This is a genomic window from Streptococcus infantis (genome assembly GCF_047460875.1).
Lineage (GTDB): Bacteria > Bacillota > Bacilli > Lactobacillales > Streptococcaceae > Streptococcus > Streptococcus infantis_AA.
In genome coordinates this window covers 16,991-41,609 of record NZ_JASHFI010000010.1, presented here as the reverse complement: position 1 = coordinate 41,609, position 24,619 = coordinate 16,991, and the positions used below count along the sequence as shown (strand labels likewise).

At 38.5% G+C, this 24,619-nt stretch carries 22 protein-coding genes and 3 pseudogenes; 22 read left to right on the top strand and 3 right to left on the bottom strand.

What is annotated here, in order from left to right:
- The first annotated feature begins 5 nt into the window (after positions 1-5).
- The 4 genes from rpoC to QM887_RS07340 all read left to right on the top strand — a co-directional run bounded on the left by rpoC (position 6) and on the right by QM887_RS07340 (position 6,179).
- Positions 6-3,668, top strand: coding sequence for a DNA-directed RNA polymerase subunit beta' (rpoC, locus tag QM887_RS07355; RefSeq protein WP_414271129.1), 3,663 nt, complete (start codon positions 6-8; stop codon positions 3,666-3,668).
- Positions 3,669-4,048: 380 nt separating this feature from the next.
- On the top strand, positions 4,049-4,363 hold the full coding sequence (locus tag QM887_RS07350; protein WP_000420682.1) for a YdcP family protein: 315 nt from the start codon (positions 4,049-4,051) through the stop codon (positions 4,361-4,363).
- A 15-nt stretch (positions 4,364-4,378) separates the two neighbouring features.
- Entirely contained in the window at positions 4,379-4,765 is a 387-nt protein-coding gene (locus tag QM887_RS07345) for a YdcP family protein (RefSeq protein ID WP_000985015.1), read from the top strand.
- A 28-nt stretch (positions 4,766-4,793) separates the two neighbouring features.
- Positions 4,794-6,179 carry an FtsK/SpoIIIE domain-containing protein gene (locus tag QM887_RS07340; RefSeq protein WP_000813488.1) on the top strand — a complete coding sequence of 462 codons (1,386 nt, stop codon included), beginning with the start codon at positions 4,794-4,796 and terminating at the stop codon, positions 6,177-6,179.
- Positions 6,180-6,473: 294 nt separating this feature from the next.
- Here QM887_RS07340 and lsa(C) read toward each other — a convergent pair whose 3' ends face one another.
- From lsa(C) to QM887_RS07325, 3 genes and pseudogenes are all read right to left on the bottom strand, one after another.
- Positions 6,474-7,952 carry an ABC-F type ribosomal protection protein Lsa(C) gene (gene lsa(C), locus QM887_RS07335; RefSeq protein WP_033585689.1) on the bottom strand — a complete coding sequence of 493 codons (1,479 nt, stop codon included), beginning with the start codon at positions 7,950-7,952 and terminating at the stop codon, positions 6,474-6,476.
- A 132-nt stretch (positions 7,953-8,084) separates the two neighbouring features.
- Positions 8,085-8,204, bottom strand: a pseudogene (locus QM887_RS07330) (methylase); the annotation flags it as partial.
- Positions 8,205-8,236: 32 nt separating this feature from the next.
- On the bottom strand, positions 8,237-8,530 hold the full coding sequence (locus QM887_RS07325; protein WP_017771665.1) for a helix-turn-helix transcriptional regulator: 294 nt from the start codon (positions 8,528-8,530) through the stop codon (positions 8,237-8,239).
- Between the two features lie 518 nt (positions 8,531-9,048).
- Between QM887_RS07325 and QM887_RS07320 the strand changes: the two genes are divergently transcribed.
- The 18 genes and pseudogenes from QM887_RS07320 to QM887_RS07235 all read left to right on the top strand — a co-directional run bounded on the left by QM887_RS07320 (position 9,049) and on the right by QM887_RS07235 (position 24,597).
- Positions 9,049-10,041, top strand: coding sequence for a replication initiation protein (locus QM887_RS07320; protein ID WP_017771664.1), 993 nt, complete (start codon positions 9,049-9,051; stop codon positions 10,039-10,041).
- A complete protein-coding gene (locus QM887_RS07315) occupies positions 10,038-10,241 on the top strand; it encodes a DUF3173 domain-containing protein (protein WP_017771663.1) in 204 nt (67 codons plus the stop codon). The genes QM887_RS07320 and QM887_RS07315 overlap by 4 nt, the downstream gene beginning before the upstream one ends.
- Positions 10,228-11,367 (top strand): tyrosine-type recombinase/integrase, encoded by a 1,140-nt coding sequence (locus QM887_RS07310; RefSeq protein ID WP_017771662.1) that lies wholly within the window; start codon positions 10,228-10,230, stop codon positions 11,365-11,367. Before QM887_RS07315 ends, QM887_RS07310 begins: the two co-directional genes overlap by 14 nt.
- Before the next feature lie 84 nt (positions 11,368-11,451).
- Positions 11,452-11,565 (top strand): annotated as a pseudogene (locus QM887_RS07305) (conjugal transfer protein); the annotation flags it as partial.
- Positions 11,566-11,587: 22 nt separating this feature from the next.
- A complete protein-coding gene (gene mobT / locus QM887_RS07300) occupies positions 11,588-12,793 on the top strand; it encodes a MobT family relaxase (RefSeq protein WP_000398284.1) in 1,206 nt (401 codons plus the stop codon).
- Positions 12,794-12,835: 42 nt separating this feature from the next.
- On the top strand, positions 12,836-13,057 hold the full coding sequence (locus QM887_RS07295; protein WP_001009056.1) for a hypothetical protein: 222 nt from the start codon (positions 12,836-12,838) through the stop codon (positions 13,055-13,057).
- A 116-nt stretch (positions 13,058-13,173) separates the two neighbouring features.
- Positions 13,174-13,671: an antirestriction protein ArdA gene (locus tag QM887_RS07290; RefSeq protein WP_000342539.1), complete on the top strand. Its 498-nt coding sequence runs from the start codon at positions 13,174-13,176 to the stop codon at positions 13,669-13,671.
- Positions 13,672-13,759: 88 nt separating this feature from the next.
- Entirely contained in the window at positions 13,760-14,152 is a 393-nt protein-coding gene (locus QM887_RS07285; protein ID WP_000723888.1) for a conjugal transfer protein, read from the top strand.
- On the top strand, positions 14,136-16,583 hold the full coding sequence (locus QM887_RS07280) for an ATP-binding protein (protein WP_000331160.1): 2,448 nt from the start codon (positions 14,136-14,138) through the stop codon (positions 16,581-16,583). Before QM887_RS07285 ends, QM887_RS07280 begins: the two co-directional genes overlap by 17 nt.
- Positions 16,584-16,585: 2 nt before the next feature.
- Positions 16,586-18,763, top strand: a complete 2,178-nt coding sequence (locus tag QM887_RS07275; RefSeq protein ID WP_000804748.1) for a CD3337/EF1877 family mobilome membrane protein — start codon at positions 16,586-16,588, stop codon at positions 18,761-18,763.
- Positions 18,760-19,761: a lysozyme family protein gene (locus tag QM887_RS07270; RefSeq protein ID WP_000769868.1), complete on the top strand. Its 1,002-nt coding sequence runs from the start codon at positions 18,760-18,762 to the stop codon at positions 19,759-19,761. The genes QM887_RS07275 and QM887_RS07270 overlap by 4 nt, the downstream gene beginning before the upstream one ends.
- On the top strand, positions 19,758-20,693 hold the full coding sequence (locus QM887_RS07265) for a conjugal transfer protein (protein ID WP_001224320.1): 936 nt from the start codon (positions 19,758-19,760) through the stop codon (positions 20,691-20,693). Before QM887_RS07270 ends, QM887_RS07265 begins: the two co-directional genes overlap by 4 nt.
- A gap of 313 nt (positions 20,694-21,006) precedes the next feature.
- Positions 21,007-21,054 (top strand): annotated as a pseudogene (locus tag QM887_RS07260) (hypothetical protein); the annotation flags it as partial.
- 15 nt (positions 21,055-21,069) lie between these two features.
- Entirely contained in the window at positions 21,070-22,989 is a 1,920-nt protein-coding gene (tet(M), locus tag QM887_RS07255; protein ID WP_000691729.1) for a tetracycline resistance ribosomal protection protein Tet(M), read from the top strand.
- A 363-nt stretch (positions 22,990-23,352) separates the two neighbouring features.
- Positions 23,353-23,598: a hypothetical protein gene (locus QM887_RS07250; protein ID WP_001813542.1), complete on the top strand. Its 246-nt coding sequence runs from the start codon at positions 23,353-23,355 to the stop codon at positions 23,596-23,598.
- On the top strand, positions 23,595-23,930 hold the full coding sequence (locus QM887_RS07245) for a hypothetical protein (protein WP_000806926.1): 336 nt from the start codon (positions 23,595-23,597) through the stop codon (positions 23,928-23,930). Before QM887_RS07250 ends, QM887_RS07245 begins: the two co-directional genes overlap by 4 nt.
- A 12-nt stretch (positions 23,931-23,942) precedes the next feature.
- Entirely contained in the window at positions 23,943-24,311 is a 369-nt protein-coding gene (locus tag QM887_RS07240) for a hypothetical protein (protein WP_000567222.1), read from the top strand.
- On the top strand, positions 24,298-24,597 hold the full coding sequence (locus QM887_RS07235; protein WP_001072467.1) for a DUF5960 family protein: 300 nt from the start codon (positions 24,298-24,300) through the stop codon (positions 24,595-24,597). Before QM887_RS07240 ends, QM887_RS07235 begins: the two co-directional genes overlap by 14 nt.
- Positions 24,598-24,619 lie beyond the last annotated feature (22 nt).

The window sequence follows — 24,619 nt, the reverse complement described above, 5'->3', positions numbered from 1 at the left end:
AAATAGTGGTTGACGTAAATCGTTTTAAAAGTATGCAAATCACACTAGCTTCTCCAAGTAAAGTCCGTTCATGGTCTTATGGAGAAGTCAAAAAACCTGAAACAATCAATTACCGTACGTTGAAACCAGAACGTGAAGGACTATTTGACGAAGTCATCTTTGGTCCTACAAAAGACTGGGAATGTGCTTGTGGAAAATACAAACGCATTCGTTACAGAGGGATTGTTTGTGACCGCTGTGGGGTTGAAGTGACGCGTACAAAAGTTCGTCGTGAACGTATGGGACACATCGAGTTGAAAGCTCCTGTATCTCACATCTGGTACTTCAAGGGGATTCCAAGCCGTATGGGCTTGACCCTTGATATGAGCCCTCGTGCTCTTGAGGAAGTTATCTACTTTGCGGCTTATGTGGTGATTGATCCTAAGGATACACCACTTGAGCACAAGTCTATCATGACAGAGCGCGAATACCGTGAGCGCTTGCGTGAATATGGCTACGGGTCATTCGTTGCTAAAATGGGTGCCGAAGCTATCCAAGATCTCTTGAAACAAGTAGATCTTGAAAAAGAAATTGCTGAACTTAAAGAAGAATTGAAAACAGCAACTGGACAAAAACGTATCAAAGCCATCCGTCGTTTGGATGTTTTGGATGCCTTTTACAAATCTGGAAATAAACCTGAATGGATGATTCTTAACATCCTTCCGGTTATTCCACCAGATCTTCGTCCAATGTTGCAGTTGGATGGTGGCCGTTTTGCCTCATCTGACTTGAACGACCTTTACCGTCGTGTTATCAACCGTAACAACCGTTTAGCTCGTTTGCTTGAGTTGAATGCACCAGGTATCATCGTTCAAAATGAGAAGCGTATGCTTCAAGAAGCGGTTGACGCTTTGATTGACAATGGTCGTCGTGGTCGTCCAATCACAGGACCAGGTAGCCGTCCCCTTAAATCATTGAGCCACATGCTTAAAGGTAAACAAGGACGCTTCCGTCAAAACTTGCTCGGTAAACGTGTTGACTTCTCAGGACGTTCCGTTATCGCCGTTGGTCCAACTCTTAAGATGTACCAATGTGGTGTGCCACGTGAAATGGCTATCGAGCTCTTTAAACCATTTGTCATGCGTGAAATCGTAGCGCGTGATATCGTGCAAAACGTTAAAGCCGCTAAACGCTTGGTGGAACGTGGAGATGAGCGTATCTGGGATATCCTCGAAGAAGTTATCAAGGAACACCCAGTGCTTTTGAACCGCGCACCGACCCTTCACCGTTTGGGTATCCAAGCTTTTGAACCTGTCTTGATTGACGGTAAAGCCCTTCGCTTGCACCCACTTGTCTGTGAAGCCTACAATGCCGACTTTGACGGGGACCAAATGGCCATCCACGTACCGCTTTCAGAAGAAGCCCAAGCAGAAGCTCGTATCTTGATGTTGGCTGCTGAGCACATCTTGAACCCGAAAGATGGTAAACCAGTTGTTACTCCATCTCAGGACATGGTTTTGGGTAACTACTACTTGACTATGGAAGAAGCTGGTCGTGAAGGTGAAGGAATGGTCTTCAAAGACCGTGATGAAGCGGTTATGGCTTACCGTAATGGTTATGTTCACCTTCACTCACGTGTTGGTATCGCAACAGACAGCCTCAACAAGCCTTGGACAGAAGAGCAAAAACACAAGGTCTTGCTTACAACAGTTGGTAAAATCCTCTTCAACGACATCATGCCAGAGGGTCTACCATACTTGCAAGAACCAAACAATGCCAACTTAACAGAAGGCGTTCCAGCTAAATACTTCTTGCCACTTGGTGGAGATATCAAGGAAGCTATCAGCAATCTTGAACTTAACCCTCCATTCAAGAAGAAAAACCTTGGAAATATCATCGCTGAAATCTTCAAACGTTTCCGTACGACAGAAACTTCTGCCCTACTTGACCGTATGAAGAACCTCGGTTACCACCATTCAACCCTTGCAGGTTTGACAGTGGGTATCGCCGATATTCCAGTTGTTGAAGACAAGGCTGAAATCATCGAAGAATCACACAAACGTGTAGAACAAATTACTAAACAATTCCGTCGTGGTATGATCACAGATGACGAACGCTACAATGCTGTTACAGCTGAATGGCGTGCTGCCCGTGAAAAACTTGAAAAACGTTTGATTGCTAACCAAGATCCTAAGAACCCTATCGTTATGATGATGGACTCTGGAGCCCGTGGTAACATCTCAAACTTCTCACAGCTTGCCGGTATGCGTGGTCTGATGGCGGCTCCGAACGGTCGTATCATGGAATTGCCAATCCTTTCAAACTTCCGTGAAGGTTTGTCAGTACTCGAAATGTTCTTCTCAACTCACGGTGCCCGTAAAGGTATGACTGATACGGCCCTTAAGACAGCCGACTCAGGTTACTTGACTCGTCGTTTGGTTGACGTTGCCCAAGACGTTATCATCCGTGAGGACGACTGTGGAACAGATCGTGGTCTCTTGATCCGCTCTATTGCAGAAGGAAAAGAGATGATCGAGTCTCTTGAAGAGCGCCTCAATGGTCGTTACACTAAGAAAACTGTTAAACATCCGGAAACTGGTGCAGTGATTATTGGTCCAAATGAATTGATCACAGAAGACAAGGCGCGTGAAATTGTCAATGCTGGTGTGGAAGAAGTGACTATCCGCTCTGTATTTACATGTAACACTCGTCATGGTGTCTGCCGTCACTGTTACGGTATCAACTTGGCGACTGGTGATGCGGTTGAGGTTGGTGAAGCAGTTGGTACAATCGCTGCTCAATCTATCGGGGAACCTGGTACACAGCTTACAATGCGTACCTTCCACACGGGTGGAGTTGCCTCAAATACCGATATCACTCAGGGTCTTCCTCGTGTCCAAGAAATCTTTGAAGCCCGCAATCCTAAAGGGGAAGCGGTTATAACAGAGGTCAAAGGACAAGTTACTGCTATCGAAGAAGATGCTTCAACTCGTACTAAGAAAGTATTCGTTAAGGGTGAAACTGGCGAAGGCGAATACGTGGTACCATTTACAGCTCGTATGCGTGTTGAAGTTGGGGACCAAGTCTCTCGTGGTGCAGCATTGACAGAAGGTTCAATCCAACCAAAACGTCTCCTTGCTGTACGTGATGTCTTGTCAGTTGAAACTTACCTCCTCGGTGAAGTACAAAAAGTATACCGTAGCCAAGGGGTAGAAATCGGTGACAAACACATCGAGGTAATGGTTCGTCAAATGATCCGTAAAGTTCGTGTTATGGATCCAGGAGACACAGATCTTCTCATGGGAACGCTTATGGACATCAACGACTTTACAGATGCTAACAAGGATGTTCTTATCGCAGGTGGAGTGCCAGCGACTGGTCGTCCAGTCCTTATGGGAATCACCAAAGCCTCACTTGAAACAAATAGTTTCTTGTCAGCAGCTTCCTTCCAGGAAACAACTCGAGTCCTTACAGACGCAGCTATCCGTGGTAAGAAAGACCATCTCCTTGGTCTTAAGGAAAATGTTATCATCGGTAAGATCATCCCAGCTGGTACTGGTATGGCTCGCTACCGTAACCTTGAACCACAAGCAGTCAACGAAGAGTCTTACTTAGCATCTTCACAAGAAGAAGCTCCAGTTGATACGACTGTAGAAGAAGTCGTTGAAACTGTTGAAGTAAGCGAATAAAATAATGCTTAAACAAAAAGAGGGTTATCCCTCTTTTTTATTTTAAAAATAGCATAAAAATCTAGTTATCCGCATAAAAACTGGACTTATCACACTTTATCAAGGTCAAAACCACTCAATTTACTACTAATTTACTACTTATGAATGAGCTTTGATACGACGATTTATCCTTGAAAAGTGAAGATATAAAGATACTTCCAATAAAATTTGAATATTTAATAGGTAGACACTTCAAAAAATGAGGTGTCTATTTTTTTACCCGATTTTGAAAGGAAGTGAACTTATGAAAACAAAAAATCAAGAATCAAAAGGTCGTTCCCCACTCTTTAAGACCATCAAACATTCATTCAGCCAATAAAAAAGAAAGGATAGGTAAAAATATGGAACTTAAATTTGTGATTCCCAACATGGAAAAAACATTCGGCAATTTAGAATTTGCTGGCGAGGATAAAGTCGTTCAGCGAAGAATCAACGGACGGCTAACTGTCTTATCAAGAAGCTATAATCTCTATTCTGATGTTCAAAGAGCAGATGATATTGTGGTGGTGCTTCCTGCTGAAGCTGGCGAAAAACATTTCGGCTTTGAGGAACGTGTGAAGTTAGTCAATCCACGTATTACCGCAGAGGGCTACAAAATCGGCACTCGTGGTTTTACAAATTACCTTTTACATGCTGACGACATGATAAAAGAATAAAGAAAGAGAGGAAAAATGATGAGATTAGCAAATGGCATTGTATTAGATAAAGACACGACTTTTGGAGAATTGAAATTCTCTGCTCTACGTCGTGAAGTGAGAATCCAAAATGAAGACGGGTCGGTTTCAGATGAAATCAAGGAACGTACCTATGACTTAAAATCCAAAGGACAAGGACGCATGATTCAAGTAAGTATTCCTGCCAGCGTGCCTTTGAAAGAGTTTGATTATAACGCACGGGTGGAACTTATCAATCCCATTGCGGACACCGTTGCTACTGCCACCTATCAAGGAGCAGATGTTGACTGGTATATCAAGGCAGACGATATTGTGCTGACAAAGGATTCTAGTTCATTCAAAGCTCAACCACAAGCAAAGAAAGAACCGACACAAGACAAATAGTCGCTAGGTAGAAAGGAGACTTTTTCGCATGAAACAGCGTGGTAAAAGGATTCGCCCATCTGGTAAAGATTTAGTCTTTCATTTTACGATAGCGTCACTCCTGCCTGTTTTCCTGCTGGTTGTCGGACTGTTTCATGTGAAGACAATCCAGCAGATCAACTGGCAGGATTTTAACCTATCACAAGCAGATAAGATTGACATTCCCTATTTAATTATCAGTTTCAGTGTCGCAATTCTTATCTGCTTGCTGGTAGCGTTTGTATTCAAACGGGTTCGCTATGATACGGTTAAACAACTTTACCACCGTCAAAAACTGGCAAAGATGATACTTGAAAACAAGTGGTATGAATCTGAACAGGTCAAAACAGAGGGTTTCTTTAAAGATAGTGCTGGTCGTACAAAGGAAAAGATAACCTACTTCCCTAAAATGTATTATCGACTTAAAAATGGCTTGATACAGATACGGGTGGAAATCACGCTGGGAAAATATCAAGACCAACTCTTACACTTGGAAAAGAAATTAGAGAGTGGCTTGTACTGTGAGCTGACGGATAAAGAGTTAAAGGATTCCTATGTGGAATATACTTTGCTCTATGACACCATAGCCAGTCGTATTTCTATTGATGAAGTAGAAGCTAAAGATGGTAAACTTCGCTTAATGAAAAACGTATGGTGGGAATATGATAAGCTCCCTCATATGTTGATTGCTGGTGGTACAGGTGGCGGTAAAACTTACTTTATACTGACACTGATTGAAGCCTTGCTTCATACAGATTCAAAACTGTATATTCTTGACCCGAAAAATGCTGACCTTGCGGACTTAGGTTCTGTGATGGCAAATGTCTACTATAGAAAAGAAGACTTGCTTTCTTGCATTGAAACATTCTATGAAGAAATGATGAAACGTAGTGAGGAAATGAAGCAGATGAAGAACTATAAGACTGGCAAAAATTATGCTTACTTAGGTCTCCCGGCACACTTCTTAATCTTTGATGAATACGTCGCTTTCATGGAAATGCTGGGAACAAAAGAAAACACCGCAGTTATGAATAAGCTGAAACAGATTGTCATGTTAGGTCGTCAAGCTGGCTTCTTTCTAATACTGGCTTGTCAACGTCCAGACGCAAAATATTTAGGCGACGGAATCCGTGATCAGTTTAATTTCAGAGTGGCTTTAGGTCGTATGTCTGAAATGGGCTATGGCATGATGTTTGGCAGTGACGTACAAAAGGATTTCTTCTTAAAGCGAATCAAAGGTCGTGGCTATGTTGATGTAGGAACAAGTGTCATATCAGAGTTTTATACTCCCCTTGTACCAAAAGGATATGATTTCTTGGAGGAAATTAAAAAGTTATCCAACAGCAGACAGTCCACGCAGGCGACGTGCGAAGCGGAAGTCGCAGGTGTGGACTGATCTTGCTGGCTGGTGTGGCAATAGCCACGCCAGCACTTAACCCCCCGTTTCTAATTCCGAGAAACTATTTGAAATAAAAAAGAATGCTGATAAATCAACATTCTCTAACTGTATTTTTTTATGAAGATATTAACTTTTGTCTGTTTAGCTACCAAAAGGCTACCAATAAATTTGAATTATTTTTAATATGATTTTTAGTAATATACATTATTACTGAGTTTCAATCTTTTTAACAATAGCATAAGGTTATTGTTAAAAAGGTTTACCTCGACAAACTAAAAGATATTATTTAGTTTATAATCGTATTATTTTATTCGCTATATCTTCTACAAACCTCTTATCGTGTTCCACAAATATGAGTGTAGGATTTGCTTCTTTTATAACTTCCTCAATCTGTATTCTTGATATTACATCTAAATAATTCAGTGGTTCGTCCCAAATAAATATATGAGCTGACTTTGACAAACTTACAGCAATTAAAACTTTCTTTTTTTGTCCATCGCTATAGTTCTTCATATCTATTTCAAATAATTCTCTTGCAAAATCTAATTTTCTAAGAATTGTTTTGCACAATGTTTCATCAACACCTTGCTTATGAATATACTCGTTTAGGCTACCTGTTAAATTGGATGTATCTTGAGGAACATATGATATTTTTAAATTACTTGCTAATTTTACATCACCTGAATACTCGTGATTTAGACCTAATAAAATTTTAATCAAGGTTGATTTTCCGCTACCATTACCCCCATATATAGCCACTATATCACCTTGCTTTATATCAAAACTTATATTACTTAATATCTGCTTTTTTCCATAATATGATGATAAATCGCAAACTGATATTAGAGGATTTTTGTGGTGATGTAACGGATGCAATAATAGACTTTCCTTTGTTTCAATATCTTTTAGTAAATTCTGTTTTTCTTCTATTGCCTTATTTTGTCTATTCTCCAAATTCTTAGATTTTTTCATCATCTTAGCTGACTGATGACCTATATGCCCCTTGTCTGGTTTTACACCTGATACTTTCACGCCGTTTTTAGTATTTTCAACTTTATCAGACCAAATTTGACTTTGTCTTGCAGCTTCTTTTAATCGTTTAATATCTTTTCTTAATTTCTCATTTTGACTAATCTCAAATTGGTCTTTCATCAATTTATTTTCATACCACGATGTAAAATTTCCTGATTGGACATCAATAGAATTCCTGTTAATAGAAATAATATGATTGATACAACCATCTAAAAAATCTCTATCATGTGATATAAGCAAAAAACCTTTTTTATTTTTCAGATATTCACTGACAATTTTTCTTCCGTCCATATCTAAATGGTTTGTTGGTTCATCTATAAGTAAAAAACCATCTTCTCTTGTAAACAAAATAGCTAAAAGGATTTTTGTTTGTTCTCCTTTAGAAAGCGTTTCAAACTTTCTGTAAATAAGACTCTCATCTACCTTTAGCAAATGAAGTTCTCTAAATAATTTCCATTCTTCCTCATCTGATATTAGTTCTCTATATAACTCAATCCCTAATTTTGAAGTATCACTTAAATTGGGTGGGAATTTAATAAAGTCAACACTTTTGCTGATTTTCCCCTTATAAACTTCTTGGTTTAGAAGCAGCTTAAATAGTGTTGATTTCCCAATTCCGTTTCTTCCTATTAGTCCTGTTTTCCAGTTCGTATCAAATGAAAATGATACATTTTCAAATACAGGTTTTACATAGCCATAATATGAGAAAGTAAGGTTTTCAATTTTAATTGTTGACATAAAAACACCCCCTCAAATTCAGATTTGAGTATTTCTTTTTCCAAACTTACAATATATTCTTTCAAGTTGCCTCGCCTCCTCATAAAATATCTATTTTCCTACAACGCTTTAATCTTCTCATTTATCAATTCAATAAACAGATTGGAGCAAATCAAGCCAAAATGACTGACTGTCTTGTCTTTCATTGCCACGGTTTTCCCAGCGTTTAATAAATCCTTTAGCTTGCTTTTTTTGCTCCCGGATATTATTCACTTTGTGCTCTCCAACTACCACATTATTTTGATTTATTTATGTAATAAATCCTTTAAAGTTTTAATAATTTTGTTTTTATCTGCTTCTGTCAATTCATATTCTCTCAATAAACTAACAATTTCTTCTAGTCCGTCATCACGTCCTTTTAAAATCTCAAAAGACGTACCAAAGATTTCAGCTAATTTTTCTACTGTTTCATCTTTCGGATTTCTCCCTCCATTTTCCCACCTAGCATATTGGGCTTGAGCTACACCTAACTTTTCAGCAACTTCTGATTGAGTAAGTCCCACTTTAAGACGGGCTTTTTTTATATTATCTTTCAACATTTTAAAATTCCTTTCGCTTTTCTATTGACCTATAACCAAAATGGTTGTATCATAGTTATATAACCATTTTGGTTATATAACTAAAAGATATACATTGTAGGTAATACCAGTCCGCTTATGAATATGAAAAAACACCCCAGAAAGCTCTGCAAAGCATTCTGAGGCTTTCGTTTAAAACCAATTTGATTATACCAAAATTGTAATAAAAAGTCCATAAGAAGCGAAATATGGCTAGTCTAAGGATATTATGGCTTCTATACAGTAAATGTCAGAGAAATTGGCAATACTTACTTCTACCATTCGCCTAGTTTGGAGATTGTGAGACAAGAGCAAGGGCGCAAGCCGAAGGCAATGCGCCCGAAGCACGCAGTTCTCTCAATCTCTAAGAAAAAGCTGGCGTTTCTAACAGCCAGCAAACAGATACACTTAAGGCAACGTCCTAAGTAACGTGTCGTCAGCAAAACTCAATAGTAACATTGACCTACGCATTTAGCAATTATAGAAAGGAGGCGTTACAGATGAAAAATAACCTTCAAGCACTACGAGAATATCAAAGTCGAGTAGATTTATCAGAACTAGAAAAATCTATTTATATCAGTATTGACCGACTAACAGTAATCCTTGATAGAGAAAACTGTTCACTAAGACGTATATTTTGGGAATTAAGAAATTCTATCGATTCTATTATTCAAGAATTTAGCATTCAAGCAAATCTAAGAGAAGATTATTTTACACTTTATAAAATGATAAATGAGGATAGTATTAATCTAATTTTCTTCCAATTATCAACCTATGGTGGTTATCAAGTCATACGTTTAGACTTTAACCCAAACTCGCTTAAAGAATTTGGAGGTCTTCAAGTATGGAGACAGATTATGAATTATGCTCGATTAAATGGATTAGATGTTAGACTATCACGTTTAGACCTTGCTTTTGATATCTTTAACAGACCAGAAATAGTCTTTTTACAACATATCAAAGGTGGAGTTAGTCATAAAATATTCTATGGTAGAGGAGGAAACATAGAAAGTAAATACTGGGGTGCTAGTGGTAGTAATGTTCAAGTACGTTTATACGATAAGAACATAGAGGTATTAAGTCATAAAAGAGCCGATAAATTGAATATCGAGAGTAAACCTTTTTGGTGGCGGTTGGAGTTTCAACTTAGAACAAAGGCTATAAACGCAGAAACCATTTCAGAGATTTCTAAACGATTAGAGAATTTTAGTTTTTTTAGTCTTTCAAGTGTTCCAGATGATAGCAAGGCATTTGCTTATATCTTTCTCCATGCACCAGCTCTTTTACCCGAATTATTTCCCTATCTAAAACCTAACACTATAAGAGTCAAAAAAACTAGGCTTAGAAAACACCTAAAAGCATTTGATAGTAACTCATTTTCTTTAGAGCTTCAAGATGCACTTAAAAAACAAACACCACGATTAAACAATGAATTAAAACAATTAATAGGCGAATTCATTGAACTTACTAGTAAAGGAGAAGATATTTTATGAACGATAAACTCACTATGACAGTACAAGATATTATGGACTTAGGGTTCTCAAAATGGACTGCTTATAATATTTTACGACAAGCAAAACACATTATGGTTGAACGTGGTTTCGATTTCTATAACAATAAAGGGCTCGGAACCGTTCCCGTATCAGTTGTATCAGAAATTCTTGGATTGGAGGAACTACATGTCAAAAACTAGATATACTGGTGTTACTAGAGACGATAAAACTGGGAAATATACTTATTATTTTAAAGCTGGAGTTGACCTAGCTACTGGGAAACCATATCAAGAACGCAGACGTGGTTTTGAAACCGCAAAAGAAGCCTTTGAGGCACGAACAAGGGCTTTAAATAAAGTGCATCAAAAAGGTGGAATTAAGCACACTCAGTGGACGTTTAAACAATTTATGGACGAAGTATTTATACCAAACTATTATGCTACTACAAGTCCAGACCTCGAACGAAGACGTCAAATTATATTTGATGAATTTATTCAATATTTTGGTAAGAAAAAACCTAGAGAAATTACAACTTATGATGTAATAAATTATAGAAATAGTTTATTAGAAAAATATTCAAATTCATACGCAAGAAACAAAATGGCATTACTTAATCAAGTTTTGAAAACCGCAAAAAAGTATGGGTTAATTTTCCATGAAATACCTACAAGTAATATCAGTCCTATTCCAATAACAAAAAAACATATCGACTTTTGGACAAAAGATGAATTTCAAAAAGTAATACAATCCCTTGATAAAGAGAGTTATTTTGAGCATTTTATTTATACACTCCTTTGGCTTTATTATTTTACGGGAATGCGTGTAAATGAGGCGACTGCTCTTTATTGGGAAGATGTGGACTTTGAAAAGAAAACACTAGCAATCAATCACAACTTACAGTATATAAATCGTGAAAACTGGGAGCGCCGTAACAAGCTAAAAACTGAAAGCTCTCGGCGTACTATTGGACTCGATGATAATACTTTAAAGGTTCTTAAGGAGTGGAAAGAAAGACAAGAAAAAGTCGATAAAATACCATTCATTCTGTCGCCCGACGGAGTTCCATATCGTAAACGTAGTATTAGAGACCAAATTTTAAAATACTCTAAACGTGCTGGTGTTAAATACATTCAACCAAAAGGTTTGAGACACTCCCACGCATCTTTGCTTATTAATGAATATAATGTAAATGCCCTATATATCCAAAGACGATTAGGCCATTCTGATGTCAAAACAACACTTAGCATTTATAGTCATTTATACCCCAACGCAGATACCGAACTAACTGATAAACTCAATCTCATATCAAATGATTTTATTGATTAAGTCTACTTAGCTACCAAAAGAGCTACCAAAAAATAGAAAAGTATCTAAAAAGCCTTATTTTAAAGGGCTTTTTTTGAATTTTTCCCACTATATCTAACAGGGGGGTACAAATCGACAGGAAACAGTCAAAAAAACATTAGAAAATCCTTTGGTTACAAGGGATTTACAAAATTTCAGCGTATGTCAAATGGGCTTTAAAAGTTGACATACGCCTTTTTGATTGGAGGGATTTTTACTGAATGAACAAACTTGGTTACAGCATTTAAAAGAAAAACGCTTGGCTTATGGACTATCTCAAAACCGTTTAGCTGTTGCGACTGGTATTACAAGGCAGTATCTAAGCGATATTGAAACAGGAAAAGTCAAGCCATCAGAGGATTTACAGCAGTCCCTTTGGGAAGCTCTGGAACGCTTCAATCCCGACGCTCCCCTTGAAATGCTGTTTGATTATGTAAGGATTCGCTTTCCGACAACAGACGTACAGCAGGTGGTCGAAAACATCTTACAACTGAAACTGTCCTATTTTCTTCATGAGGACTATGGTTTCTATTCTTATTCAGAGCATTATGCTTTAGGCGACATATTCGTCCTTTGCTCCCATGAACTGGACAAAGGAGTTCTGGTGGAATTGAAAGGTCGTGGGTGCAGACAATTTGAAAGCTATCTTCTGGCACAACAAAGAAGCTGGTATGAGTTCTTTATGGACGTTTTGGTGGCTGGCGGTGTGATGAAACGCCTTGACCTTGCCATTAACGATAAGACAGGGATTTTGAATATCCCTGTACTCACTGAAAAGTGCCAACAGGAAGAATGTATCTCCGTCTTCCGCAGTTTTAAAAGCTATCGCAGTGGCGAACTGGTACGCAAAGAGGAAAAGGAATGTATGGGAAACACCCTCTATATCGGTTCATTACAAAGTGAAGTTTATTTCTGTATCTATGAAAAGGACTACGAGCAGTACAAGAAAAATGATATTCCCATTGAAGACGCAGAAGTAAAAAACCGTTTTGAGATTCGATTGAAAAATGAGCGTGCCTATTATGCAGTCCGTGATTTACTCGTCTATGACAATCCAGAGCATACCGCCTTTAAAATTATCAATCGGTATATCCGTTTTGTAGATAAAGACGATTCCAAACCTCGTTCTGATTGGAAACTGAATGAAGAATGGGCTTGGTTTATTGGGAACAATCGTGAACGATTAAAACTAACCACAAAACCAGAGCCTTACTCCTTCCAAAGGACGCTGAACTGGCTATCTCATCAAGTTGCCCCGACCTTAAAGGTTGCGATTAAACTTGATGAAATCAACCAGACGCAGGTTGTAAAAGACATTCTCGACCATGCGAAACTGACAGACCGACACAAGCAGATTTTGAAGCAACAGTCAGTAAAAGAACAGGACGTGATAACAACAAAAAAATAACTCAAATACAAATTCATTGAATATAGAGAGGAGAACATTTTTATGAATTTTGGACAAAACCTTTATAACTGGTTTCTATCAAACGCTCAATCACTGGTGCTTTTAGCAATCGTTGTGATTGGCTTGTATCTTGGCTTCAAGCGTGAGTTTAGCAAACTGATTGGCTTTTTAATTATTGCGATTATTGCGGTTGGCTTAGTCTTCAACGCTGCTGGAGTAAAAGACATTTTACTAGAGCTATTCAATCGCATTATTGGTGCTTAAATAAAACCGTTCTTTTGTGGAATATAAGTGGTTTTCTTATGTTCCGCAAAGGAATGGTACACCAAACGAAGTGCGGTAGGGATTTTTGAATCTCTACAAAGAAAGGACGTGAATATATGGACGATATGCAAGTCTATATTGCGAATTTAGGCAAATACAATGAGGGCGAATTGGTCGGTGCGTGGTTTACCTTTCCCATTGACTTTGAGGAAGTCAAAGAGAAAATCGGCTTGAATGATGAATATGAGGAATACGCCATTCATGACTACGAGTTACCCTTTACGGTTGACGAATACACTTCCATTGGCGAACTCAATCGACTATGGGAAATGGTATCGGAATTACCCGAAGAATTACAATCGGAGCTATCTGCTCTGCTCACTCATTTTTCAAGCATTGAAGAACTAAGCGAACATCAAGAGGATATTATCATTCATTCCGATTGTGATGATATGTATGACGTGGCACGCTACTACATTGAAGAAACGGGTGCTTTAGGCGAAGTACCAGCTAGTCTTCAAAACTATATTGATTATCAAGCCTATGGTCGGGATTTAGACCTTTCAGGAACGTTTATCTCAACCAATCATGGGATTTTTGAAATCGTCTATTAAATCTGTCGGTACATTACTACTGGCAGATTTTCTATTTTACGGGGTGGCTCAATCAGCTACCCCTATTTTTTATGAAAGGATTGATTACATGAAGAAAATACGAAGCTATACCAGTATCTGGTCTGTGGAAAAGGTACTGTATTCTATCAATGATTTTAGACTTCCGTTTCCCATAACCTTTACGCAAATGACATGGTTTGTCGTGTCACTCTTTGCAGTGATGATACTTGGCAACTTGCCCCCTCTTTCCATGATAGAGGGAGCATTTCTCAAATACTTTGGGATTCCTGTGGCTTTCACATGGTTTATGTCTACAAAAACTTTTGATGGTAAAAAGCCTTATGGATTTTTGAAGTCTGTCATTGCTTATGCACTGCGACCAAAGCTGACCTATGCAGGAAAAAAAGTAACGCTTGGCAGAAACCAGCCACAAGAAGCCATTACAGCAGTTAGGAGTGAATTTTATGGCATATCCAATTAAATACATTGAAAACAATCTCGTCTGGAATAAAGACGGGGAATGTTATGCTTACTATGAGCTTGTTCCTTACAATTACTCATTTCTAAGTCCAGAACAGAAAATACAAGTGCATGATTCTTTCAGACAGCTTATCGCACAAAATCGTGATGGCAAAATTCATGCTTTACAAATCAGTACAGAATCCAGCATACGTTCTGCACAAGAGCGTTCCAAAAATGAAGTCACTGGCAAGCTCAAAGCGGTTGCCTATGACAAAATCGACCAACAGACAGACGCTTTAATATCCATGATTGGCGAAAATCAAGTGAACTACCGTTTCTTTATCGGCTTTAAGTTGCTTCTCAACGATCAGGAGTTTTCTATGAAAAGTCTTACCGTTGAAGCAAAAAATGCTTTGTCTGATTTTGTCTATGATGTGAACCATAAGCTGATGGGCGATTTTGTTAGTATGAGTAATGATGAAATCCTGCGTTTTCAGAAGATGGAAAAGCTCTTAGAAAATAAAATCTCTCGTCGTTTCAAAATCCGCAGGTTAGATAAGGACGACTTCGGCTATCTGATTGAACACCTTTACGGACAGACAGGCACTGCCTATGAAGAGTATGAGTACCATCTATCAAAGAAAAAGCTGGATAATGAAACGCTGATTAAATACTATGACTTGATTAAGCCTACTCGCTGTTTGGTGGAAGAAAAACAGCGATATTTGAAAATCCAGCAGGAAGATGAAACCGTCTATGTAGCTTACTTTACCATTAACAGCATTGTCGGAGAACTGGACTTCCCGTCCTCTGAAATCTTCTACTACCAGCAACAGCAATTTACATTCCCGATTGATACGTCAATGAATGTGGAAATTGTAGCGAATCGTAAAGCCCTATCTACTGTCCGCAATAAAAAGAAAGAACTGAAAGACTTGGATAACCACGCTTGGCAAAGTGATAATGAAACCAGCTCCAATGTGGCGGAAGCTCTGGAAAGTGTGAATGAGCTGGAAACCAATTTAGACCAAAGCAAGGAATCTATGTACAAGCTGTCTTATGTGGTAAGGGTATCAGCAAATGATCTTGACGAACTCAAACGTCGTTGTAATGAAGTGAAAGATTTTTATGACGATTTAAGCGTAAAACTGGTACGACCATTTGGGGATATGCTCGGCTTACATGAAGAATTTTTACCTGCCAGCAAGCGTTATATGAATGATTATATTCAATACGTGACCTCTGATTTCCTCGCTGGTTTAGGTTTTGGTGCTACTCAAATGCTGGGGGAAAATGAGGGGATTTATGTTGGCTACAGCTTAGATACTGGACGCAATGTCTATCTGAAACCTGCTCTTGCCAGTCAAGGGGTTAAGGGTTCAGTAACCAATGCGTTAGCGTCGGCTTTTGTTGGTTCGCTGGGTGGTGGTAAATCCTTTGCGAATAACCTTATCGTCTATTATGCGGTGCTTTATGGGGCACAAGCAGTGATTGTAGACCCAAAAGCAGAACGTGGCAGATGGAAAGAAACCTTGCCAGAGATTTCCCATGAAATCAATATCGTCACTCTGACTTCTGATGAGAAAAACAAAGGCTTACTTGACCCTTATGTGATTATGAAAAATCCCAAAGATTCTGAATCACTGGCTATTGATATTCTGACATTCCTTACGGGGATTTCCTCTCGTGATGGGGAACGCTTCCCAATCCTTAGAAAAGCCATTCGTGCAGTAACCAATAGTGAAGTACGAGGGTTGATGAAAGTGATTGAGGAATTACGGGTTGAGAATACGCCACTAAGTACCAGTATAGCCGACCATATCGAAAGTTTTACAGACTATGACTTTGCACATTTATTATTCAGTAATGGTTATGTGGAGCAGTCTATCAGCTTAGAAAAACAACTGAACATTATACAGGTTGCGGACTTGGTACTTCCCGACAAGGAAACTTCCTTTGAGGAATATACCACTATGGAGCTTTTATCCGTTGCTATGCTGATTGTCATTAGTACCTTTGCTTTAGACTTTATCCATACAGACCGAAGCATTTTCAAGATTGTAGATTTAGACGAAGCATGGAGCTTTTTACAGGTAGCACAAGGAAAAACACTATCTATGAAGCTGGTTCGGGCTGGTCGTGCTATGAACGCTGGGGTATATTTCGTGACCCAAAATACAGACGACCTCTTAGATGAAAAACTGAAAAATAACCTCGGCTTAAAATTTGCATTTCGTTCCACTGACCTTAACGAGATTAAAAAGACCTTAGCCTTTTTTGGTGTAGACCCAGAGGACGAAAACAATCAGAAGCGATTGCGTGATTTGGAAAACGGGCAATGCCTTATCAGTGATTTATATGGTCGTGTCGGTGTGATACAGTTCCACCCTGTATTTGAAGAACTGCTCCATGCCTTTGATACCAGACCACCTGTGCGAAAAGAGGTGTAAATGTGAAACCATCAATAGTAAACAGAATAAAATCAAACTGGACGCTGAAACGTCTAGGTAAAGTGGCAATGACAGTGGCTTTCACACTTGTGATTGCCATTTTTCTTTTAGCCATGCTGGGAACGGTGGTTCAAGCTGCGGGCTTGGTAGATGATACGGTCAATGTGGCAAATGAATACAGCCGATACCCACTTGAAAACTATCAACTGGATTTTTATGTGGATAATAGCTGGGGCTGGCTTCCGTGGAACTGGTCGGACGGGATTGGAAAACAGGTCATGTATGGACTATATGCCATTACCAATTTTATTTGGACAATCAGTTTGTATGTTTCCAATGCGACAGGTTACTTAGTACAGGAAGCCTATTCCTTAGACTTCATTTCCGCTACAGCAGATTCCATTGGTAAGAATATGCAGACCTTAGCTGGTGTGAGTGCAAACGGATTTTCAACAGAGGGTTTCTATGTTGGATTCCTCTTACTCTTGATTTTGGTTCTTGGGGTTTATGTTGCCTATACGGGACTGATAAAGAGAGAAACCACAAAGGCAATTCATGCCATTATGAATTTTGTGCTGGTGTTTATCCTATCGGCTTCCTTTATTGCCTACGCTCCCGACTACATTAAAAAAATCAATGACTTTTCATCAGACATCAGTAATGCCAGTTTATCACTTGGCACGAAGATTGTCATGCCCCATTCCGATAGTCAAGGCAAGGACAGCGTGGACTTAATCAGAGATAGCCTGTTTTCCATACAGGTTCAGCAACCGTGGCTACTGCTTCAATACAACAGTTCAGACATTGAAAGTATCGGTATTGACCGTGTGGAAAGCCTGCTCTCCACCAGCCCAGATTCCAACAATGGCGAAGACAGAGAAAAAATTGTTGCGGAAGAAATTGAAGACAGAAGCAATACCAATCTAACCATTACAAAGACCATTAACCGTTTAGGTACAGTCTTCTTCCTATTTGTCTTCAATATTGGGATTTCCATATTTGTATTCCTATTAACAGGAATCATGATTTTCTCGCAGGTACTTTTTATCATCTATGCTATGTTTCTGCCTGTGAGCTTTATTTTAAGCATGATTCCATCATTTGATGGTATGTCAAAACGAGCCATAACAAAGCTCTTTAATACCATTTTGACACGAGCTGGAATCACATTGATTATTACGACAGCATTTAGTATTTCAACCATGCTCTATACCTTATCGGCTGGTTATCCGTTCTTTTTGATTGCTTTTCTACAGATTGTGACCTTTGCAGGAATCTACTTCAAGCTGGGCGATTTAATGAGTATGTTTTCTCTACAGAGTAACGATTCTCAAAGTGTGGGAAGTCGTGTGATGAGAAAACCTCGTATGCTTATGCACGCTCACATGCACCGTCTACAGCGGAAACTTGGACGTTCCATGACTACTCTAGGGGCTGGGTCTGCCATTGTTACAGGTAAAAAAGGACAGTCGGGTTCGGGGAGTTCTGCAAGGACACAAGCAGATCACTCCCGACCAGACGGAAAGGAAAAATCAACACTTGGAAAACGTATCGGTCAAACCATCGGTACAGTAGCTGATACCAAAGACAGAATGGTAGACACTGCTAGTGGTTTGAAAGAACAGGTTAAAGATTTGCCGACCAATGCAAGATATGCAGTATATCAAGGAAAATCCAAAGTAAAAGAGAATGTCCGTGATTTAACCAGTAGTATTTCTCAAACCAAAGCGGACAGAGCCAGTGGACGCAAGGAACAGCAGGAACAAAGGCGAAAAACCATTGCGAAGCGTCGCTCTGAAATGGAACAGGTCAAACAGAAAAAACAGCCTGCTTCTTCTGTTCATGAAAGACCGACTACAAGACAAGAACAATATCATGATGAACAGACCTCAAAACAGTCTAATATTCAGACTTCATATAAGGAATCTCAACAAGCCAAACAAGAGCGTCCAGCAGTTAAGTCCGATTTTTCAAGTCCAAAAGTGGAACGCCAAGGCAATACCGTTCAAGAAAAAACCGTTCAAAAGCCAGCAACTTCAACCACTACAGCAGATAGAACTTCACAACGTCCAATCACAAAAGAACGTCCGTCTACTGTTCAAAGAGTACCACTACAAAATACAAGAAGTAGACCACCAATCAAAACCGCCACCATTAAGAAAGTCGGTAAGAAACCATGAAGTTGAAAACTTTAGTGATTGGTGGTTCTGGATTATTCTTGATGGTCTTCTCACTGCTTCTGTTTGTTGCCATTTTATTTTCAGATGAACAGGACAGCGGAATTTCCAATATTCATTATGGAGGTGTGAATGTTTCCGCAGAAGTGCTGGCTCATAAGCCTATGGTAGAAAAATATGCCAAAGAATATGGCGTTGAAGAATATGTCAACATACTTCTTGCGATTATACAGGTGGAATCGGGCGGTACTGCGGAAGATGTTATGCAGTCCTCGGAATCCCTCGGTCTTCCACCTAATTCATTGAGTACAGAAGAATCCATTAAGCAAGGTGTGAAGTATTTCAGTGAATTATTAGCCAGTAGCGAAAGGCTCAGTGTAGATTTAGAATCGGTTATCCAGTCCTACAATTATGGTGGTGGTTTCTTAGGGTATGTGGCTAATCGTGGAAATAAATATACCTTTGAACTGGCTCAAAGTTTCTCAAAAGAGTATTCAGGTGGCGAAAAAGTGTCTTACCCCAATCCCATAGCCATACCTATCAATGGGGGCTGGCGATACAACTATGGCAATATGTTTTATGTGCAACTGGTAACGCAGTATCTTGTCACAACAGAGTTTGATGATGATACGGTACAAGCCATCATGGACGAAGCACTGAAATATGAGGGCTGGCGATACGTTTACGGTGGAGCTTCCCCGACTACTTCTTTTGATTGTAGCGGACTGACACAATGGACGTATGGAAAAGCTGGAATTAACTTACCACGAACCGCACAACAGCAATATGATGTGACCCAGCATATCCCACTATCGGAAGCACAAGCTGGCGATTTGGTTTTCTTTCATTCTACCTATAACGCTGGCTCTTATATTACTCATGTTGGGATATACCTTGGCAATAACCGTATGTTTCATGCAGGCGACCCAATCGGTTATGCCGACTTAACAAGCCCCTACTGGCAACAGCATTTAGTGGGAGCAGGACGAATCAAACAATGAGAAAGGAAGATTTAATGATGAAATTTAGAAAAAATCAGAATAAAGAAAAACAGATACCAAAGGAAAAGAAACCTCGTGTCTACTATAAGGTCAATCCTCATAAAAAGGTTGTGATTGCCTTGTGGGTACTTTTAGGGCTTAGTTTCAGCTTTGCGATATTCAAGCACTTTACAGCTATAGATACTCATACTATTCACGAAACAACTATCATAGAAAAGGAATACGTTGATACTCATCATGTAGAAAATTTTGTAGAGAACTTTGCGAAAGTCTACTATTCATGGGAGCAATCCGATAAGTCCATTGATAATCGAATGGAAAGTCTAAAAGGCTATCTGACAGATGAACTTCAAGCTCTCAATGTTGATACAGTACGCAAAGATATTCCTGTATCGTCTTCTGTAAGAGGATTTCAGATATGGACGGTAGAGCCAACTGGCGACAATGAGTTTAATGTAACCTACAGTGTAGACCAGCTCATTACAGAGGGAGAAAATACAAAGACCGTCCACTCTGCTTATATAGTGAGTGTCTATGTAGATGGTTCTGGAAATATGGTACTGGTTAAGAATCCGACCATTACCAACATACCTAAGAAATCAAGTTATAAACCAAAAGCCATTGAAAGTGAGGGGACGGTTGATTCCATTACAACCAATGAAATCAATGAGTTTTTAACGACGTTCTTCAAGCTCTATCCTACAGCGACAGCCAGTGAACTTTCCTACTATGTGAATGACGGGATATTAAAACCAATCGGAAAAGAGTACATCTTTCAAGAACTGGTAAATCCTATTCACAATCGTAAGGATAATCAAGTCACGGTATCGCTGACAGTGGAGTATATCGACCAGCAGACCAAAGCAACGCAGGTATCTCAATTTGATTTGGTACTTGAAAAGAACGGGAGTAATTGGAAGATTATAGAATAACAAATATTGGTACATTATTACAGCTATTTTGTAATCACGTACTCTCTTTGATAAAAAATTGGAGATTCCTTGACAAATATGCTCTTACGTGCTATTATTTAAGTATCTATTTAAAAGGAGTTAATAAATATGCGGCAAGGTATTCTTAAATAAACTGTCAATTTGATAGTGGGAACAAATAATTGGATGTCCTTTTTTAGGAGGGCTTAGTTTTTTGTACCCAGTTTAAGAATACCTTTATCATGTGATTCTAAAGTATCCGGAGAATATCTGTATGCTTTGTATGCCTATGGTTATGCATAAAAATCCCAGTGATAAGAGTATTTATCACTGGGATTTTTATGCCCTTTTGGGCTTTTGAATGGAGGAAAATCACATGAAAATTATTAATATTGGAGTTTTAGCTCATGTTGATGCGGGAAAAACTACCTTAACAGAAAGCTTATTATATAACAGTGGAGCGATTACAGAATTAGGAAGCGTGGACAAAGGTACAACGAGGACGGATAATACGCTTTTAGAACGTCAGAGAGGAATTACAATTCAGACAGGAATAACCTCTTTTCAGTGGGAAAATACGAAGGTGAACATCATAGACACGCCAGGACATATGGATTTCTTAGCAGAAGTATATCGTTCATTATCAGTTTTAGATGGGGCAATTCTACTGATTTCTGCAAAAGATGGCGTACAAGCACAAACTCGTATATTATTTCATGCACTTAGGAAAATGGGGATTCCCACAATCTTTTTTATCAATAAGATTGACCAAAATGGAATTGATTTATCAACGGTTTATCAGGATATTAAAGAGAAACTTTCTGCCGAAATTGTAATCAAACAGAAGGTAGAACTGTATCCTAATATGTGTGTGACGAACTTTACCGAATCTGAACAATGGGATACGGTAATAGAGGGAAACGATGACCTTTTAGAGAAATATATGTCCGGTAAATCATTAGAAGCATTGGAACTCGAACAAGAGGAAAGCATAAGATTTCATAATTGTTCCCTGTTCCCTGTTTATCACGGAAGTGCAAAAAACAATATAGGGATTGATAACCTTATAGAAGTGATTACGAATAAATTTTATTCATCAACACATCGAGGTCAGTCTGAACTTTGCGGAAAAGTTTTCAAAATTGAGTATTCGGAAAAAAGACAGCGTCTTGCATATATACGTCTTTATAGTGGCGTACTGCATTTGCGAGATTCGGTTAGAATATCGGAAAAGGAAAAAATAAAAATTACAGAAATGTATACTTCAATAAATGGTGAATTATGTAAAATCGATAAGGCTTATTCCGGGGAAATTGTTATTTTGCAGAATGAGTTTTTGAAGTTAAATAGTGTTCTTGGAGATACAAAGCTATTGCCACAGAGAGAGAGAATTGAAAATCCCCTCCCTCTGCTGCAAACGACTGTTGAACCGAGCAAACCTCAACAAAGGGAAATGTTACTTGATGCACTTTTAGAAATCTCCGACAGTGACCCGCTTCTGCGATATTATGTGGATTCTGCGACACATGAAATCATACTTTCTTTCTTAGGGAAAGTACAAATGGAAGTGACTTGTGCTCTGCTGCAAGAAAAGTATCATGTGGAGATAGAAATAAAAGAGCCTACAGTCATTTATATGGAAAGACCGTTAAAAAAAGCAGAGTATACCATTCACATCGAAGTTCCACCGAATCCTTTCTGGGCTTCCATTGGTTTATCTGTATCACCGCTTCCGTTGGGAAGTGGAATGCAGTATGAGAGCTCGGTTTCTCTTGGATACTTAAATCAATCATTTCAAAATGCAGTTATGGAAGGGATACGCTATGGCTGTGAACAAGGATTGTATGGTTGGAATGTGACGGACTGTAAAATCTGTTTTAAGTATGGCTTATACTATAGCCCTGTTAGTACCCCAGCAGATTTTCGGATGCTTGCTCCTATTGTATTGGAACAAGTCTTAAAAAAAGCTGGAACAGAATTGTTAGAGCCATATCTTAGTTTTAAAATTTATGCGCCACAGGAATATCTTTCACGAGCATACACCGATGCTCCTAAATATTGTGCGAACATCGTAGACACTCAATTGAAAAATAATGAGGTCATTCTTAGTGGAGAAATCCCTGCTCGGTGTATTCAAGAATATCGTAGTGATTTAACTTTCTTTACAAATGGACGTAGTGTTTGTTTAACAGAGTTAAAAGGGTACCATGTTACTACCGGTGAACCTGTTTGCCAGCCCCGTCGTCCAAATAGTCGGATAGATAAAGTACGATATATGTTCAATAAAATAACTTAGTGTATTTTATGTTGTTATATAAATATGGTTTCTTGTTAAATAAGATGAAATATTTTTTAATAAAGATTTGAATTAAAGTGTAAAGGAGGAGATAGTTATTATAAACTACAAGTGGATATTGTGTGCTGAGAGCTTTCTTCTATACTAATAGACGAAAGGGTGTGAAAATGATTTTTAAATGATACTGTGGAACGGAACAGTAGCCCTAGTATTGACTACTGTCGTTTCTATTCATATTGGCTATTCTAGGACTGAGATGAAAAAATCTATAAATGCTCAGAATAAAATTGAACCCGCAAATCTCCCCAAAACAATGGTGAGTCATGTACTTGTATTATTCCGAAAAAATACACCTCTGGTGCAGTGAGACAAATTGGTGTATCTTATAGTGGCTTCGTAGATGAAAGCTATACTCTACTATCACTCTTTGATGATGTAGAACAAATTGAAAAAGATAATAGACTTCAGACAGCTATTGATGTTGTCAGAGAACAGTTTGGTTTTTTAGCCATACAAAAAGGAACCGTCCTAACTGAAGGTTCCAGAAATATTGAACGCAGTAAACTTATCGGTGGTCATTCCGCGGGTGGATTGGAGGGATTAAAATGAAACAAGAAAAAAATACAGTACAATTTTCAGAAATCCGTAGCAAAGGATGTAATGATATTGAAATGCTTGAAAGATTTTTACATGGAATCGTTGAAACAGCAACTTCAAAACTTCGTCAGAGAAAACTCAAAACAACTGAAATATCGATACGACTAGTACATGCTAAATCTGAAAACCGATTACCATTGGAATTTACATTTAGCATTAAGCCAACAAGCTCATCTGTGATAATCTATACTGAGGTAATCAATCGCTTTAAAGAATGTTACACAGGTGGGGGAATTCAAGGTTTTACGATTCAATTTGATAAAAATACCCTTGCCTCTGCATAGAAAGGATTTGATATGATTGACCGTTCATATTTACCATTTCAATCAGCAAGAGAGTACCAGGATACAAAGATGCAAAAATGGATGGGCTTTTTCCTATCTGAACATGCATCAGCACTCTCTGATGATACAAACAAAGTAACGTACATGTCTGACTTATCACTAGAGAAGAAATTATTACTCCTCAGTCAAGTATACGCCGGGCAGCTACGCACACGCATTCAAGTGATTGAAAAAAACAAGCGTGTTTCCTACACTGGAACAATACCAAGTCTGACCAAAGATTTCATTTTGATAAAAACTACAACAGGTCACATCAATTTGAAATTAAAAGACATTATTAGTATTGAACTTGTCGAGGAGGTGCTCTATGAATCAGCTTGAGTTTCAGCGTAATCACCTACAAATGGACTATTATAGCGAGAGCTACCAAGATTTTGAACGTGACTTCTACCGCTACTCTAACATGAATATTCCATTGACCTTCCTAACTGATGATATCCTAAAAACAATGGCGACTTCACGTAAGAATTACTTTGTCCTCAATAAGGAAAAGTCCAGAGATAACCGCGATCACTTCTTCATATTTGAAGTAAGTACCGTAGATGAGAATCCGCTAATCTATCATTATACATATAAGAAAACTACAATATATTTAGCAGAAAAATAGGAGCAGTTCAATTGACTGTTCC

Excerpts from the sequence above, each read along its gene's own strand:
- QM887_RS07245 (WP_000806926.1), top strand. The coding sequence starts at position 23,595 with ATGAAACAAGAAAAAAATACAGTACAATTTTCAGAAATCCGTAGCAAA.
- QM887_RS07295 (WP_001009056.1), top strand. The coding sequence starts at position 12,836 with ATGAATTTTGGACAAAACCTTTATAACTGGTTTCTATCAAACGCTCAA.
- QM887_RS07345 (WP_000985015.1), top strand. The coding sequence starts at position 4,379 with ATGATGAGATTAGCAAATGGCATTGTATTAGATAAAGACACGACTTTT.
- QM887_RS07310 (WP_017771662.1), top strand. The coding sequence starts at position 10,228 with ATGTCAAAAACTAGATATACTGGTGTTACTAGAGACGATAAAACTGGG.
- QM887_RS07315 (WP_017771663.1), top strand. The coding sequence starts at position 10,038 with ATGAACGATAAACTCACTATGACAGTACAAGATATTATGGACTTAGGG.
- QM887_RS07265 (WP_001224320.1), top strand. The coding sequence starts at position 19,758 with ATGAGAAAGGAAGATTTAATGATGAAATTTAGAAAAAATCAGAATAAA.
- QM887_RS07285 (WP_000723888.1), top strand. The coding sequence starts at position 13,760 with ATGAAGAAAATACGAAGCTATACCAGTATCTGGTCTGTGGAAAAGGTA.
- QM887_RS07350 (WP_000420682.1), top strand. The coding sequence starts at position 4,049 with ATGGAACTTAAATTTGTGATTCCCAACATGGAAAAAACATTCGGCAAT.
- QM887_RS07280 (WP_000331160.1), top strand. The coding sequence starts at position 14,136 with ATGGCATATCCAATTAAATACATTGAAAACAATCTCGTCTGGAATAAA.
- QM887_RS07240 (WP_000567222.1), top strand. The coding sequence starts at position 23,943 with ATGATTGACCGTTCATATTTACCATTTCAATCAGCAAGAGAGTACCAG.
- QM887_RS07340 (WP_000813488.1), top strand. The coding sequence starts at position 4,794 with ATGAAACAGCGTGGTAAAAGGATTCGCCCATCTGGTAAAGATTTAGTC.
- QM887_RS07325 (WP_017771665.1), bottom strand. The coding sequence starts at position 8,530 with ATGTTGAAAGATAATATAAAAAAAGCCCGTCTTAAAGTGGGACTTACT.
- QM887_RS07235 (WP_001072467.1), top strand. The coding sequence starts at position 24,298 with ATGAATCAGCTTGAGTTTCAGCGTAATCACCTACAAATGGACTATTAT.
- QM887_RS07320 (WP_017771664.1), top strand. The coding sequence starts at position 9,049 with ATGAAAAATAACCTTCAAGCACTACGAGAATATCAAAGTCGAGTAGAT.
- QM887_RS07290 (WP_000342539.1), top strand. The coding sequence starts at position 13,174 with ATGGACGATATGCAAGTCTATATTGCGAATTTAGGCAAATACAATGAG.
- QM887_RS07270 (WP_000769868.1), top strand. The coding sequence starts at position 18,760 with ATGAAGTTGAAAACTTTAGTGATTGGTGGTTCTGGATTATTCTTGATG.